The organism is Aeribacillus sp. FSL K6-2848, from assembly GCF_038004325.1.
Classification (GTDB): domain Bacteria; phylum Bacillota; class Bacilli; order Bacillales; family Aeribacillaceae; genus Aeribacillus; species Aeribacillus composti.
In genome coordinates, this window is sequence record NZ_JBBOQQ010000001.1 from 3093007 (window position 1) to 3107562 (window position 14556).

The following is a 14556-nucleotide window of genomic DNA, read 5'->3' on the forward strand; positions in this document are numbered from 1 at the left end:
GAAAACTGCTTGTGAAAATAAAAAAAGAAAACGAATGCTCGAGCAAACGCTTTCCCGTTATCAAGAAAGTTTTTCAAAAAAATCTAGCAGCGACTGCTGCAGGCTCCATAGCTGTTCATTTGCCGATTTTTCTGTTTGCAGTTTTTTTACTGCTGCCAAAATTGAATCGTCTTTTATTTGACCAGCCTCATTTAATAATGACTCTACTTTCTCTTGTTCCGGGGCGGTTCCATTCACAAAAGACGAAGACAGCTTCAGCATCTCCTCAACGACCGTTTTTGTTTTTTCGTTTTCCACCTTTCCTTCCCATTTCATCTTTTTCACAAACGTTTCAATTTGATGTGATTCAGCCATGTTTTTCAACTCTTCTGCTGTCTTTTTATCCAACGCTGCCCCAACGAATACGTAATAATCGCCGCCTTGTGAAACGATAACAGAAGGCAATCCTTTAGCCTTTATCTGCCCGCTGACGGTTTCCGCCCCTTCTTTTTTTGTAAATTTTCCGGCTTGTACCATATAAACTTCAAAAACGATGTTTTCCGCACCGCTTGGCGCTGAAGCATTGCTAACGTTCTGTCTGTGAGGAGACTTTGACACATCCCTCAATTCAGATGATACAGGCATTGAATCGTTTGAAATAAATTGCAGGGCTAAAACCCCAAAACTCAGTCCAAGAATAACAGCAAATATGATCGATATCACATAATTTTTTATTTTAGGAGGCAGCGTTCTGCTATTGTTCTTTGAGAAGGCTATTTTCGGGTTTTCTTTCTTATCCTCCTCATCATCCGGCAAAATCCAAGGAAAAGATGTCTCCTCTTCGTTCTTATCCTCTGATGCTGCCATTTCTTTTTCAGCCTTCACCTTTTCCTCCCAGCTGGATACTTTTAATTGTTTGCCAGTTTCACTTGGTTCAGCAGAAACATCCGTATCGTTGGAAAAATTGTTTTCCTGACCGTTGATTTTAATGGTTATTTTCGATGATGGCTTGTCCAAAATGATCACCGCCCTTTTTTGCTGGACAAACTTTTTTTTATGCTAACATATGTAAAATAAAAAAGAACGAGACATTTGTCGCCTCGTTCATAATTGTTGTCGTTATTTTTCGACATCCTCGTACTCATGAGCTATGTTTTATATGTTTTCTCACTTCACCGATAAAATAAAGGGAACCTGTAATAATGAGAACCGTTTCGTCATCCATTGTGTTGATAATCTTTTCATAGGCAAGCTCCCAATTGTCTTCATACTCTTTATCCTTCATGTCGCAAGCCTCGTATAATTCTTTCGCATCAGCTGCTTTCGGGAAATGAAAGGTTGTAAAAATAATTCGATTTGCCGTTTGTGCAGCCTGCTCGATCATTTCTTTATATTGCTTGTCCTTCACACACGAAAATAACATGATGATTTTCTTATCAGGGTAAAACTTTTGTACAGTTTCTTTCAACGCTGCCATTCCTTCCGGATTATGTGCTCCGTCCAAAATGACTCTCGGTTTTTCCTTTACTTCTTCAAACCGCCCTTTCCAAAAAGTGCGCTTCAATCCTTCCTGTATATGCTCCTCCTCTATGATAAACGAATAATAAACTCTTAAATAATCAAGCGTCATGACACTCAGTGCAGCATTGATCGCTTGATGGTTTCCTTTCATCTGTAATGAAAGGCTGTTATATCGTTTAAAGGGGGTTTGTACAAAAAATTCATCAAAATCTCCTGCGTGAAAATCCCTAGTGAGCCAATAATGCTTTGCTTTTTTTTCTTTTGCAACACGCTCAATGACATCAAGGGCTTCCTTTTGTTCCACAGCTGTAATGACAGGAACTCCGTTTTTAATAATGCCTGCCTTTTGCTCTGCAATCTCTTCTATCGTTGAGCCAAGGATGTTTAAATGATCATGTCCAATCATTGTAATCACTGAAAGAATAGGATTCGCAATATTCGTAGAATCCCATTTTCCCCCGAGTCCTGTTTCTAATAAAACAACATCCGGCACGTTGATTTTACCAAAATAATAAAACATCATCGCAGTAATGACTTCAAACTCTGTCGGTGCTCCAAGCTCCGTTTTCTCAAGCTCGTCAACAACCGGTTTGATCACATTGGATAGCTGCAATATTTCCTCTTCAGAAATGGGATTGCCATCTATCGTAATTCGTTCATTGAATGATTCCAAATAAGGCGAGGTGAAAGCACCTACTTTATATTCAGCGGCTTTTAACACCTCTTGCATAAAAGCAATCGTTGATCCTTTCCCGTTTGTTCCGGCTACATGAATGAAGCGGCATCTTCTTTCCGGATGATCAAGCTTTTCCATCATCCATTCCATTCGCTGGAGACCAGGCTTTATTCCAAAGGTTAGGCGGGAATGTATCCACTTGAGTGCTTCTTCATATGTTTGAAACATATAAATTCCCCTCCTTGAACTCTCGAACATTTTCAATGAATTTGAATGGCCGGATGTATCATAAACGTTTTGATGGAAGAAAATCCGGGGCATACCCGGATTTGTTTTAGCCTTTCAGCTCCTGAAGTCGTTTTAACACCGCCTGCTGTTTTTCTAAATAGTCCTTTTCTTTTGCCCGCTCTTCTTCTACGACTTCTTTCGGTGCTTTTTTAATAAATCCTTCATTGGCAAGCTTTTTCTGAACGCGCTCGACTTCTTTATTCCATTTCTCTAATTCTTTTTCAAGCCGTTTGATTTCTTCTTCCACATTAATGAGTCCTTCAAGAGGAAGAAATACTTCTGCCCCGCTCACAACAGCTGTCATAGCCTTGTCAGGAGCTTCAATGTTTGTATCAATTGTTAATGAGCTAGGATTGCAAAATCTCTCTAAATAGCTGCGGTTTTTCTCCAACTGGTTTTTAACTTCTTCACTATGAGCATGAATGATCATATCCACCTGCTTCTTCATCGGCGTGTTCACTTCAGCGCGAATATTACGGACTGAGCGAATCACATCAACTAGAAGCTTCATTTCGTTTGCAGCTTTTTCATCAGAAAGCTCCTGACGTACAACCGGCCATGAAGCAATTGTAATCGATTCTCCCTGATGTGGAAGGTGCTGCCAAATTTCTTCTGTTATAAACGGCATAAAAGGATGAAGGAGTCGCAATGTTTGATCTAACACATATGCCAAAATGGAACGAGTTGTCTTTTTCGCTTCCTCATCATTTCCGTACAGCGGAATCTTTGCCATTTCAATATACCAGTCGCAAAAATCATCCCAAATAAAATTGTACAGCACCCGACCGGCTTCGCCAAATTCATATTTTTCCGCAAGTCTTGTGACAAGCTCAATCGTTTCATTTAACCGTGTGAGAATCCATTTATCTACCACTGATTTTTTTCCGTTTAAATCAATTTCTTCATATGTTAAACCGTTCAAATTCATCAGTACAAAGCGGGAGGCGTTCCATATTTTATTGGCAAAATTCCACACGGCTTCTACTTTTTCAAAGCTGAATCTTAAATCCTGTCCTGGGCTTGAGCCGGTAGCTAAAAAGTAGCGCAAAGAGTCCGCACCGTATTTGTCAATAACATCCATCGGATCGACGCCATTGCCTAATGATTTGCTCATTTTTCTTCCTTCTGAATCGCGCACAAGTCCATGAATCAAAACATCTTTAAACGGTCTTTTCCCAGTAAACTCCAATCCTTGGAAAATCATCCGCGAAACCCAAAAGAAAATAATGTCATACCCGGTAACAAGGACATCTGTCGGATAATAGCGTTTATAATCTTTTGCCTCTTTATCAGGCCAGCCCATTGTTGAAAACGGCCATAAAGCAGAGCTGAACCATGTATCTAACACATCTGGATCCTGCTCCCAATTTTCAATATCTTTAGGCGGCTCATGATCAACATAAACTTCGCCTGTTTCCTTATGATACCAAGCTGGAATGCGATGTCCCCACCATAACTGACGGGAAATACACCAGTCGCGAATGTTTTCCAGCCAATGCAAATACGTTTTTTCAAATCGTTCAGGAATAAAATGAACTTTCCCTTCTGTTTTCTGAAGGTTCAAAGCAGCTTCGGCCAAAGGCTTCATTTTCACAAACCATTGAGTTGATAAATACGGCTCGATAACTGCTCCGCTTCGTTCACTATGGCCTACGGAATGGATATGCTCTTCAATTTTAAATAAAATTCCTTCCTCCTGCAGGTCTTTCACCAACTGCTTCCGGCATTCAAAGCGATCCATTCCTTCATATTTTCCAGCTTTTTCATTCATTGTCCCGTCTTCATTCATGACTAATATTCTTTCTAAATTGTGGCGGTTTCCGATTTCAAAGTCGTTCGGATCGTGTGCAGGAGTTATTTTTACTGCTCCTGAACCGAATTCCATATCGACATATTCATCTGCGACGATCGGAATTTCCCGTCCTGTTATTGGCAGCTTCACTGTTTTTCCGATTAAATGCTTATACCTATCATCATCAGGATGAACTGCCACTGCTGTATCCCCAAGCATCGTTTCCGGGCGAGTGGTCGCGACTTCAATATATCCGGATCCATCAGCCAGCGGATATTTTAAATGATAAAGAGCCCCTTTCACTTCTTTATAAATGACTTCGATATCGGAAAGGGCTGTTTTTGTCACCGGATCCCAGTTAATAATGTACTCTCCTCGGTAAATAAGACCTTTTTTATAAAGCGATACAAAAACCTCTCTTACAGCTTTTGAAAGACCTTCATCAAGGGTGAACCTCTCTCTTGTGTAGTCAAGACCTAGGCCTAATTTTGCCCATTGTTTGCGAATATGGTCTGCATATTCTTCCTTCCATTTCCATGTTTCTTCTACAAATTTTTCCCGCCCGAGATCATACCGACTTTTCCCTTCTTCGCGCAGTTTTGCTTCCACCTTGGCTTGTGTGGCGATTCCCGCATGATCCATCCCTGGCAGCCACAAAACATCGTACCCTTGCATTCGCTTCATTCGGGTAATAATATCTTGAAGAGTTGTATCCCATGCATGTCCAAGGTGAAGCTTACCGGTGACGTTTGGCGGAGGAATAACGATCGTGAAAGGAGTTTTCCCCTCATCATCTTTTGCTTCAAAAAATTTTCCCTCGAGCCAAAATGCATACCGATCCTCTTCAACCGTTTTCGGATCGTATTTTGGGGAAAGAGTGATTTCTGAATTCGACATATTTATGAAAACCTCCTTATTTTCATTCTAAAATATAAAAACTCCTTCCATCCTAAAAGGACGAAAGGAGATGTTTTCGCGGTACCACCTTTTTTCACAGATACGTCTGTGCACTTCTTTCAGGTAACGGCTAATGCCGGCTCCCTTTACTAAAAGCTTTCAAGGAAGCTGCTCCAGGGCGACTTTCCAACGGGATCTCCTAGGAAATCTTCCAGCTTGCGATTTCCCTCTCTGGAAGGAGTCGTTCGTTGTACTACTCCCCTTCAACACATTTTCACAAACTATATAAATTTCTATATTTAATAGTACTAAAAAATTGTTTTTTTCGTCAATATTTTCCCCATCTTCCTTAACCTTTAAACAAAAATCACAAAATGTTCTTTATTTCATAATATAAATTAACAAAGTTGAAGGTGATCAACATGAGAAAAAAAATAAAACCATACTATATTCAATCGTTTATTAAACAATTCCGATCTACTCTTGAACAGTTCATCGTTCCTTTAATGATTTTTCAGGGAATTCGAACAATCCTTTTACCAACTATGTTTGATATTATTTTATTAGCCATTTTACTATTTCTAGCAGCCGCGTTGTATATGGAACGGGGTTAAAGCTGCCAGATCCCCCATTCATTCTGATGCCAATGAATCGTTTTCTAGTTTTTCATTCCATTTTAAAGCAATGTACCCGGTATTTTTCATTTGCCAATATGCTCTTAACAGCTGTTTGCAATATTCTAATTCTCCCTTTTCGCTTTTCTTTTTTTGATATTGCCGGACAAGCTTTACTAATTTAGCTGGATAGGATAAATAGCTTACCAACAGCAATCTCTCAGTTTTTGTTAAAGGAAGCACTTTTTCGTAATCTGATATATATTGCACATTTTGATCACTAACGGTTGGTTCCGCTTCGGAGAGGTTCATAAACATTAAGAAAAGGTCGTAAATTGGAGTAGCAAATGCTGCATCTTCCATATTAATAAAATAAATTTTCCCTTTTGGATCTAACAGAAAATGAGATAAGGAGACATTTACTTTGTTCAGTGCAATTCGCATGTGAGGGGATTGCTTTATTTCGTTATACCACTCATCAAGCTTTGCTTCTGCAAATAAGATGGCTTGCCTCGTTTCAAAATAATAACTGAAGACCGCCAATTCAAAAGGCGACATATACCATTTTTTTTCGATTTGTTCCATAAATGCTTCCAGCAGGTTGAAATTTCTCTTCCACTTGTTCTGAATCTGTTGATACACATTTTCGAGCTGAACTAGAGGTATGTTGATTTCCTGTTTTGTTTTTTTATGGAGTTTCGCTAAGTGGTAAAAAAGGATTGAGGCATTTTTTTCATCAACGATTGAACCTTCCATCCAAGGCATTACATAAAACGATTGCGTTGAGTCATTAACAAACACATTTCCGTTCGTTGTCCTATAAATCGGCACGATTCCTAAAGATGGAAAGTCGTGAAAAATTGAATATAATTTTAGAATGTTTCTTTGCTTTTTAATCGTTGTTCGTTTTAAAGCATATGTTCTTTTTTCACAATGAATTTTCAAGACATTTTTTGTTTTTTTCTCTAAATAAATCGGTTTGATTGGATAATGCTGCAAAATCCTCATGGCCGTTTTCAGATCATCGCTCATCTTCCCACACGCCTTTAAAGAAAATAAAGAAAAGCTTGAGGTGGTTGGATCCCACTCAAGCCGCTTGCAAAAATTACGTTTGTTGTGTTTCAAGAACCGGGATATATAAAATGTCTCCTTCACTAATCTCTTTATCATGGTGAAATTGATTTACTCGATTGAGCTGCTGGAGCGTAATGTTGTAGCGTTCGCAAATATTTTCGAGCGAGTCTCCCTGCTGGACAATGTACATTCTTAATTTAGAAAATTCTTCTTCCTCATTTTTCGTAAACAATTTTGTTAAATATAAGGTGTTATCATTTTTCCTTACAGATTCTTTTTCTTCATCGTCTTTTTCGACATAATTGGAAATTTTATTGATCACTGGCTTTTCTTCTTCAATGCGGCCTTTCTCTTCCAAACTGACTTGATTTTTCTTCGCTTCAACAGTGAATGTATCGTAATCCGTTTCCGTTTCTTCTTCTCTCTTTAATGGCATCATAAAAACAATGTCTGCCGTCTCTTCATTGTCATCCTTTTGAACAGCATCACGATCATGTTCGATTTGCTCATTTTGATCGCGTTCGGCTGTATCGAATTCGAAATATTCATTAAGACTTTTCTGTTCATTATCTTTTTCAATATTTTCCGCTTTGTTGATTGGTTCATCATTGAAACGATTTTCTTTGAGCGTTGATTCGGTTTCATCTTCTTCCCTTTCATCAGACTGTCGATCGGATGAGATTTCCGCTTCAGCATCTATGATCTCGTCCACTTCATTTGCAGCAGTTTCTTCCGCCTGCTCTTCTCGAATTCCGTAAATGGATAGATCAGCTATAAGCTTTAAACCATTTGCTTCCGGAAAATCATAATCAAATGATTCAATCGCCACAAACACCTCTTCTAAATTGGCAATTCTTTTTTTCGGTATTGTAATATCGACCGGAAGCTCGTGTCTAAATTCCATTACACCGTCATTTCTCGCTTCTACATTTTGTATATAACGGGCGATGGAGGAGGTTTGAAGAAGTTTATCATTCTGTTGCTCCTCTCCATCGAATTTGTATTCTCCGGAAAGCTCTAGAGCACCTTTTATCGTTACATATCCATCATGTTCTTCAATTGAGATGTCAGGTTCCAGTGAAATGGACAATAGTTCAGAAGGTTGAAAATGATGGCGAAACAAGACCGATTCCTCTACCGAAAATCGTAAAACGGACGTTTCTTCAATGGACATGCGGACTTCCTCCTTTCTCCAATCAATCTAATTTATCGTGCCATTAAAGATGTATGAAGGAGGATGACAAAATATGCACGGGAAACAAAAATAAAAGGACCAGCTTCAATCAGAAGCTAGTCCTTTTAGCTCGTTATCTCAAAACCGAAAAAGCTTTTTCACATGCTTCTATTGTTTTTTCAATATCTTCATCCGAATGCTCTGTTGACAGAAACATTCCTTCAAATTGGGAAGGAGGCAAGTAAATGCCTTCATCCGCCATAACACGATAATACTTTGCAAAAAAATCAAGGTTTGATGTTTTTGCTTTTTCGTAATTGACAACATCTTCATTTGTAAAGAAAAATCCGATCATTGATCCCGCTCTATTAATTGTATGAGGGATTTCATATTTTTGAGCAGCTTTGCGCAATCCTTCCTCTAATTTATCCGCTTTTCTTTTAAATTCTTTATATGTGTCTGGTGTAAGCTGAATGAGTGTTTCATATCCGGCTGTCATCGCAAGCGGATTTCCTGAAAGTGTCCCCGCTTGATAAATAGGACCGACAGGAGCGATTTTTTCCATGATGTCCGCCCGTCCGCCATAGGCGCCGACTGGAAGTCCTCCTCCAATGACTTTTCCTAAACATGTCAAATCCGGAGTCACTCCAAAGTATCCTTGGGCGCAATGATAGTCAACGCGAAAACCGGTCATCACTTCGTCAAAAATCAGAAGCGATTCGTATTGTTTGGTGATCTCGCGCAAGCCTTCTAAAAAGCCTTCTTTAGGCGGTACAACACCCATATTTCCGGCTACTGGCTCGACGATCACGGCAGCTATGTCTTCGCCAAATTTTTCAAAAGCAAAGCGGACGCTCTCTAAATCATTATATGGAACAGTAATCGTATGCTGGGCAATTCCTTCCGGCACCCCTGGACTATCCGGAAGCCCTAATGTGGCCACTCCTGATCCAGCCTTAATGAGCAGCGAATCTCCATGGCCATGATAACATCCTTCAAATTTTAAAATTTTATTTCTTCCCGTATATCCGCGGGCAAGGCGCAATGCGCTCATTGTCGCTTCCGTACCAGAGTTCACCATCCGCACAATTTCAACGGAAGGAACCCTCTCCACAACAAGCTCCGCCAGCTTATTTTCAATCAAGGTCGGCGCCCCAAAGCTCGTTCCTTGCTCCGCTATTTTCTTTAATGCTTCAACAACTCTGTCATTGGCATGTCCTAAAATTAACGGTCCCCATGAAAGAACATAATCAATATATTCGTTGCCATCAATGTCATACACTTTAGAACCTTTTCCGCGCTCAATAAAGATCGGATTCATTTGAACGGATTTAAACGCGCGCACAGGGCTGTTGACCCCGCCGGGCATCAACGTCTTCGCTTTTTCAAATGCTTTTATCGAACGTTCATATTTCATGAAATGAGCCCCCTTTTCAATAATCAGACTGTTCATCTAACCAACGGGCAACATCTTTTGCATGGTACGTAATCATTAAATCCGCGCCGGCTCTTTTCATGCTTGTAAGCATTTCAAGGACAGTGCCTTTTTCATCAATCCATCCATTTTCAGCTGCCGCTTTAATCATTGAGTACTCGCCGCTTACATTATAAGCAACGACAGGAAGGTTAAAATGATTTTTAACATCACGGACAATGTCTAAATAAGAAAGCGCCGGTTTCACAATTAAAAAATCGCATCCTTGTTCAACATCTGCTTCTGCTTCCCTTAATGCCTCCAGCCTGTTAGCCGGATCCATCTGGTACGTCTTCCGATCACCGAATTTCGGCGTGCTTTCAGCTGCTTCCCGGAACGGACCGTAAAAAGCACTGGCATATTTGACCGCATATGACATAATTGGAATATGAACAAAGCCTTCTTCATCAAGCGCTTCCCGAATGGCTGCGACAAATCCGTCCATCATATTGGATGGAGCAATTATATCCGCCCCGGCTTTTGCCTGGCTGACAGCTGTTTTGGCTAATAATTTTAACGAAGCATCATTTACAATTTGCCCGTTTTCCACAACTCCGCAATGACCGTGATCAGTATATTCACATAGACAAGTATCTGCGATAACGACAAGATCAGAATGCTGCTGTTTAATTTGAGCGATAGCCCGCTGCACGATGCCGTGATCATGGTATGCTCCTGAACCGACTTCATCCTTTTCATGAGGAATGCCGAATAAAATAACTGATTTAATTCCCAGCTTGACAACTTCTTCAATTTCTTCATTTAACCGGTCCAATGAAACTTGAAAAACTCCCGGCATCGATTGCACTGGATTTTTTTGATTTTCCCCTTCGACAACAAAAATCGGATATATTAAATCTTCTTTATGAAGGCGGGTTTCCCTGACCATAGCCCGCAGATTAGCTGTATGCCGCAATCGTCTATGCCGTGCAAAATTCAGCATGATCTATTCCTCCCTTTTTTCTGCGTATGCACACATTTTTTCCAGCATTCCATCAATTGTATATTTTTCCGGCATAATGCAAGTACACTTTATTTTATAAGACAGCAATTTATCTCTTGTTATCGGTCCGATGCAAACAAACACAATATCCCGAACCCTGTTTTCCAGCCCGTTTCTTTTGACAATTTGCATAAATGCAGAAGCTGTGGAAGAACTCGTCAGCGTAATAAAATCAATCGTTTTATTTTCAAGCAAATGCAACACTTCTTTTTCATTTTCCAACAATTGTATTGTTTCATAAACAACAAAATCAAAGAAAAAAATCTTTTTTTCTGTTAATACTTCACGTAAATAAGTGCGTGCCAAATTCCCGCGGGCAATTACTATTTTGCTGTCTTGCCGAACATGATCGATTAATTCTTCCGCTAAGCTTTCGGCACGAAACTCTTCAGGACATAAAGAAACCTTCCATCCTATTTTCTCCGCAGCTTTTTTTGTCTTTACACCGACACAAGCAACGTTGACGTTTTTCAGATCTTCTAATTCCAATGACAAGTCTTTTACATGTTCGGAAAAATATTGAACGCCGTTTGCACTAGTAAAAACAATCCAGTCTTTAGATGTTAACTGTTTTAAAACGGGGAGGGCATTGAAATCCGTTTCTGTTTTCCTTGTTGCAATTAACGGAACTTCTATAGGACAGCCTCCCGCCGCTTGAATTTTCTTTGAGAATTCGGCAGCCTGGCTGTTCGCTCTCGTCACTAACACATTAAAACCATTCAATGGTTTTTCAGCACTCATTCATGGTTTAGCTCCTTTCTCACTTGTTCGACCAGCTCTTTGGCGCCTTGAGACGATAGAAGTGCTGCCATATCCTTTCCAAGTAAATTCGGATCTTTTCCAGTTTTCGTCTCTTTATATACCGTTTTTCCATTCGGAGATGCAACAAGTGCTGTTAACACAATTTCTTCATTTTCATCAACTTGAGCTAAACCAGCAATAGGCACTTGACAGCTTCCTTCCATATCATGCAAAAAAGCCCGCTCTGTCAAAACGGCTTTCTCCGTCCGTTCGTCATTTAGTTTTCTTAAAGCTGCAAGCAGTTCATGATCATCTTCTCGGCATTCTATCGCCAAAGCTCCCTGACCGACTGCCGGAACGCACATATCAGGCGGTAAAAAGTACGCATTTTCCAATTCGTCTTTCCAGCCCATTCGTTTAAGACCTGCTGCTGCTAAAATGATTGCATCATAATCGTTGCCTTCCCGCAGCTTCTTTAGACGCGTATCAATATTTCCGCGAATCCAACGGACGGTTACATCGGGGCGGACGGCTAAAATTTGGGCGCTCCTTCTTAAGCTGCTCGTTCCAACAACAGCGCCAGCTTTCAAATCTCTTAAAGTTTGGCAATCCTTCGAAATCAAAACATCGCGGTAATCTTCTCGTTTAGGAATGCAGCCGATCGTCAAGCCATTCGGCAAGACAGACGGCACATCCTTCATGCTGTGCACGGCCATATCAATATCACCGTTTAGCATAGCCTGCTCAATTTCTTTTACAAAAAGACCTTTCCCGCCTACTTTTGAAAGAGTGACATCAACTATTTTATCACCTTTTGTGACAATTTCTTTTATTTCGAATTCAAATGGGGCTCCAAGCTCTTTTAATCTCTCGATCACCCAATTTGTTTGGGCGATTGCTAACCGACTTCGCCTTGACCCGACAATAATTTTTCGCATAAACATCCTCCTGAGCACATGCATTAATGGAAATTCGATAAGCTTCCAAATAAAAAGAAATTAACTAACAGCACTAAAAATGAGGCAACGTTTAAAAAGGCAATTCTTTTCCATTGCCACTCTTTTACTACTCTGGCATACAAATAAAAACTGTATATGCCTAAAACAGAAAATGAACCGATCACTTTTGCATCATACCAGTTCAAATTTGGCACCTTTAAATAAGCCCATATCATTCCTAAAATGAGAGCTAATAGCAATATAGGTACACCGATCATATTTAAAACATATGTCATATAATCCAGTTTTGCCAAATCTTGAATGCGATGAAGCCTTTTCCCCCATTTTTTCTTTTTTAATAAGTTGTGCTGTATCAAATAAAGAATGGAAAAAACAAATGAAAGCGAAAACGCTCCGTATGATAGTATCGCCATCGTGATATGGATCAATAACAGTTCTGAAATTAACCTGCTGGATACTTCAGTCGATACTGCCTCTGAAGGAGCAAACGTCCGGATGGCCATAATGATAAAACCAATGACATTCGTAAAGAAGACAATAAAATCGACTCGAAGCAGCCGGTTGATCACAAGGGAAAGAGTGACCAATACCCATGCATAAAAATAAAGACCTTCCGCTATGTTTAAAACCGGAAATCTGCCCGTTTGCGCCATTTGCGAAAATAAAAAAAAGGATTGTAAAACCCAGACAATAGAAAGTAACCAGAAGGCTATTTTGTTTGCCTTCCGGTTATGATGCAAAAAATCTATAAAATATAAGAAAACGCTCAATGCATATAAAACAATCATCAATTCGTTTAATCTAATGATATTCCAATCAAACATATATTAGTTTTTCCTTTCACTTACATTTCAAGTGAAACATTTTTTGAATGCGTTTTTAATTGAACGGAAGGAGTTTGTTCTATTAATTCTTCATCTAAATCTAAATTAAAAATCTCTTTAAATAATTCCAAAGATTGTTCGCCATTTGGAAGAGCAGCCAGCTCTTTCACTTTTAAAATCGGATCTCTCAACATTTGATTGACAATGCTTTTCGTATGTTTATTTAATATTTTTCTTTCGCGTTCTGTCAAATTCGGCAGCTTCCGTTCAATACTTTTCATTGTTTCCGATTGGATAAGAAGAGCTTTTTCCCTCAATGCAGCAATAACCGGAACAACCCCTAATGTATTCAGCCATTTCGAAAACTCCAAGACCTCTCGCTCGATCATGATTTCAATTTGTTCAGCCGCTTCTTTTCTTTCCTGCAAATTCGCTTCGACAATTCCTTCCAAATCATCAATATCATATAAAAAAATGCTGTCTATTTCACTCAATGCAGGATCTAAATCGCGTGGAACCGCAATATCCACCATCAGAAACGGGCGGCCTTTTCTTAACTTTTCAACATCTAACATCATGTCTTTCGAAATCACAAAACTCTTTGCACCTGTTGAACTAATTAAAATATCTGCCTCAATAAGCGCACACTGAAGCTCAGACATCATTTTTGCTTGTCCGGAAAAACGCTTCGCCAATTCATTCGCTTTTTCAAATGTACGGTTCATAACCGTAATTTGTTTGACTCCGCTGCCATGTAAATTTTGTACGGCAAGCTCTCCCATTTTTCCTGCGCCTAAAATAAGCACATGCTTGCTCGATAGGTCGCCGAAAATTTTTTTTGCCAATTCTACGGCAGCATAGCTGACGGAAACAGCATTTGAACCGATTTCCGTTTCCGAATGGGCTTCTTTAGCCAATGTTACTGCCTGTTTAAACAGTTGATTAAAAATCGTTCCGATCGTGTTATGTTCTTGAGCTAATAAAAAGCTTGAACGGACTTGTCCTAAAATTTGCGTTTCGCCTAAAATCATAGAATCCAGGCCGCATGCCACCCGAAACAAGTGCTGAACAGCCTGTTCATTTTCAAAGTATTTTAGATACGAATCGAACTCCTCAATGTCCATATTGAACCATTCAGCTAAAAATGCTTTTATATAATAACGCCCTGTATGAAGCTGATCAACAACTGCATAGATTTCTGTCCGGTTGCAGGTGGAAACGATCACGTTTTCCAAAATGCTTTTTTCATTCTTCAACCGTTTCATTGCAGAAGCTAAATCATTGCTGCTAAAACTCAACCTTTCGCGAATTTCAACAGGGGCTGTTTTATAATTTAACCCAACAGCTAAAATATGCATCTCCGACCCCCCAAAAGCAAATACATACTGACTTTATTATAACAAAATATCGACAAAAAAATGTGAACAGTATATGAAACTGTATGATATGATGATAAAGTAAGAAACAGATATAAATTATATTAATTATTACATTAAAAATATTATCAAAAAAGAGAGCCGGAATCAAGTCATCAAAACAG

General features: G+C 39.4%; 12 protein-coding genes and 1 other annotated feature. Of the genes, 1 reads left to right on the forward strand and 11 read right to left on the reverse strand.

The genetic code is table 11. The features are described 5' to 3' along the window. Nucleotides 1-60 precede the first annotated feature (60 nt). The 3 genes from NSS70_RS14955 to NSS70_RS14965 all read right to left on the reverse strand — a co-directional run bounded on the left by NSS70_RS14955 (nucleotide 61) and on the right by NSS70_RS14965 (nucleotide 5153). Nucleotides 61-996: an SPOR domain-containing protein gene (locus NSS70_RS14955; protein ID WP_340881866.1), complete on the reverse strand. Its 936-nt coding sequence runs from the start codon at nucleotides 994-996 to the stop codon at nucleotides 61-63. A gap of 124 nt (nucleotides 997-1120) precedes the next feature. Next, nucleotides 1121-2404 (reverse strand): bifunctional folylpolyglutamate synthase/dihydrofolate synthase, encoded by a 1284-nt coding sequence (locus tag NSS70_RS14960; protein ID WP_066249739.1) that lies wholly within the window; start codon nucleotides 2402-2404, stop codon nucleotides 1121-1123. 106 nt (nucleotides 2405-2510) lie between these two features. After that, nucleotides 2511-5153 (reverse strand): valine--tRNA ligase, encoded by a 2643-nt coding sequence (locus NSS70_RS14965; RefSeq protein WP_066249741.1) that lies wholly within the window; start codon nucleotides 5151-5153, stop codon nucleotides 2511-2513. A 53-nt stretch (nucleotides 5154-5206) separates the two neighbouring features. Continuing rightward, nucleotides 5207-5429 (reverse strand) — a binding site (T-box leader). Nucleotides 5430-5575: 146 nt separating this feature from the next. Between NSS70_RS14965 and NSS70_RS14970 the strand changes: the two genes are divergently transcribed. Then, entirely contained in the window at nucleotides 5576-5767 is a 192-nt protein-coding gene (locus NSS70_RS14970; protein WP_327847811.1) for a hypothetical protein, read from the forward strand. Nucleotides 5768-5785: 18 nt separating this feature from the next. Here NSS70_RS14970 and NSS70_RS14975 read toward each other — a convergent pair whose 3' ends face one another. The 8 genes from NSS70_RS14975 to hemA form a co-directional block, all read right to left on the reverse strand. After that, the gene (locus NSS70_RS14975) at nucleotides 5786-6799 is read right to left on the reverse strand and encodes a hypothetical protein (protein ID WP_339196962.1); all 1014 of its coding nucleotides are present in this window, start codon (nucleotides 6797-6799) and stop codon (nucleotides 5786-5788) included. A gap of 73 nt (nucleotides 6800-6872) precedes the next feature. After that, the gene (gene spoVID, locus NSS70_RS14980) at nucleotides 6873-8015 is read right to left on the reverse strand and encodes a stage VI sporulation protein D (RefSeq protein ID WP_339196965.1); all 1143 of its coding nucleotides are present in this window, start codon (nucleotides 8013-8015) and stop codon (nucleotides 6873-6875) included. A 133-nt stretch (nucleotides 8016-8148) separates the two neighbouring features. Continuing rightward, nucleotides 8149-9432, reverse strand: coding sequence for a glutamate-1-semialdehyde 2,1-aminomutase (gene hemL, locus NSS70_RS14985; protein ID WP_144597683.1), 1284 nt, complete (start codon nucleotides 9430-9432; stop codon nucleotides 8149-8151). Between the two features lie 16 nt (nucleotides 9433-9448). Continuing rightward, the gene (gene hemB, locus NSS70_RS14990) at nucleotides 9449-10432 is read right to left on the reverse strand and encodes a porphobilinogen synthase (RefSeq protein ID WP_339193177.1); all 984 of its coding nucleotides are present in this window, start codon (nucleotides 10430-10432) and stop codon (nucleotides 9449-9451) included. 3 nt (nucleotides 10433-10435) lie between these two features. After that, on the reverse strand, nucleotides 10436-11233 hold the full coding sequence (locus tag NSS70_RS14995; protein WP_339196969.1) for a uroporphyrinogen-III synthase: 798 nt from the start codon (nucleotides 11231-11233) through the stop codon (nucleotides 10436-10438). Then, on the reverse strand, nucleotides 11230-12171 hold the full coding sequence (gene hemC, locus NSS70_RS15000; protein WP_340881872.1) for a hydroxymethylbilane synthase: 942 nt from the start codon (nucleotides 12169-12171) through the stop codon (nucleotides 11230-11232). Before hemC ends, NSS70_RS14995 begins: the two co-directional genes overlap by 4 nt. A gap of 23 nt (nucleotides 12172-12194) precedes the next feature. Next, the gene (locus tag NSS70_RS15005) at nucleotides 12195-13016 is read right to left on the reverse strand and encodes a cytochrome c biogenesis protein (protein WP_063387468.1); all 822 of its coding nucleotides are present in this window, start codon (nucleotides 13014-13016) and stop codon (nucleotides 12195-12197) included. A gap of 20 nt (nucleotides 13017-13036) precedes the next feature. Further along, complete coding sequence (hemA, locus tag NSS70_RS15010; RefSeq protein WP_094246302.1) at nucleotides 13037-14374, reverse strand: glutamyl-tRNA reductase; 1338 nt, start codon at nucleotides 14372-14374, stop codon at nucleotides 13037-13039. Nucleotides 14375-14556 lie beyond the last annotated feature (182 nt).

Excerpts from the sequence above, each read along its gene's own strand:
- NSS70_RS14960 (WP_066249739.1), bottom strand. The coding sequence starts at position 2,404 with ATGTTTCAAACATATGAAGAAGCACTCAAGTGGATACATTCCCGCCTA.
- spoVID (WP_339196965.1), bottom strand. The coding sequence starts at position 8,015 with ATGTCCATTGAAGAAACGTCCGTTTTACGATTTTCGGTAGAGGAATCG.
- NSS70_RS15005 (WP_063387468.1), bottom strand. The coding sequence starts at position 13,016 with ATGTTTGATTGGAATATCATTAGATTAAACGAATTGATGATTGTTTTA.
- NSS70_RS14995 (WP_339196969.1), bottom strand. The coding sequence starts at position 11,233 with ATGAGTGCTGAAAAACCATTGAATGGTTTTAATGTGTTAGTGACGAGA.
- hemC (WP_340881872.1), bottom strand. The coding sequence starts at position 12,171 with ATGCGAAAAATTATTGTCGGGTCAAGGCGAAGTCGGTTAGCAATCGCC.
- NSS70_RS14965 (WP_066249741.1), bottom strand. The coding sequence starts at position 5,153 with ATGTCGAATTCAGAAATCACTCTTTCCCCAAAATACGATCCGAAAACG.
- hemL (WP_144597683.1), bottom strand. The coding sequence starts at position 9,432 with ATGAAATATGAACGTTCGATAAAAGCATTTGAAAAAGCGAAGACGTTG.
- NSS70_RS14975 (WP_339196962.1), bottom strand. The coding sequence starts at position 6,799 with ATGAGCGATGATCTGAAAACGGCCATGAGGATTTTGCAGCATTATCCA.
- NSS70_RS14970 (WP_327847811.1), top strand. The coding sequence starts at position 5,576 with ATGAGAAAAAAAATAAAACCATACTATATTCAATCGTTTATTAAACAA.
- hemA (WP_094246302.1), bottom strand. The coding sequence starts at position 14,374 with ATGCATATTTTAGCTGTTGGGTTAAATTATAAAACAGCCCCTGTTGAA.
- hemB (WP_339193177.1), bottom strand. The coding sequence starts at position 10,432 with ATGCTGAATTTTGCACGGCATAGACGATTGCGGCATACAGCTAATCTG.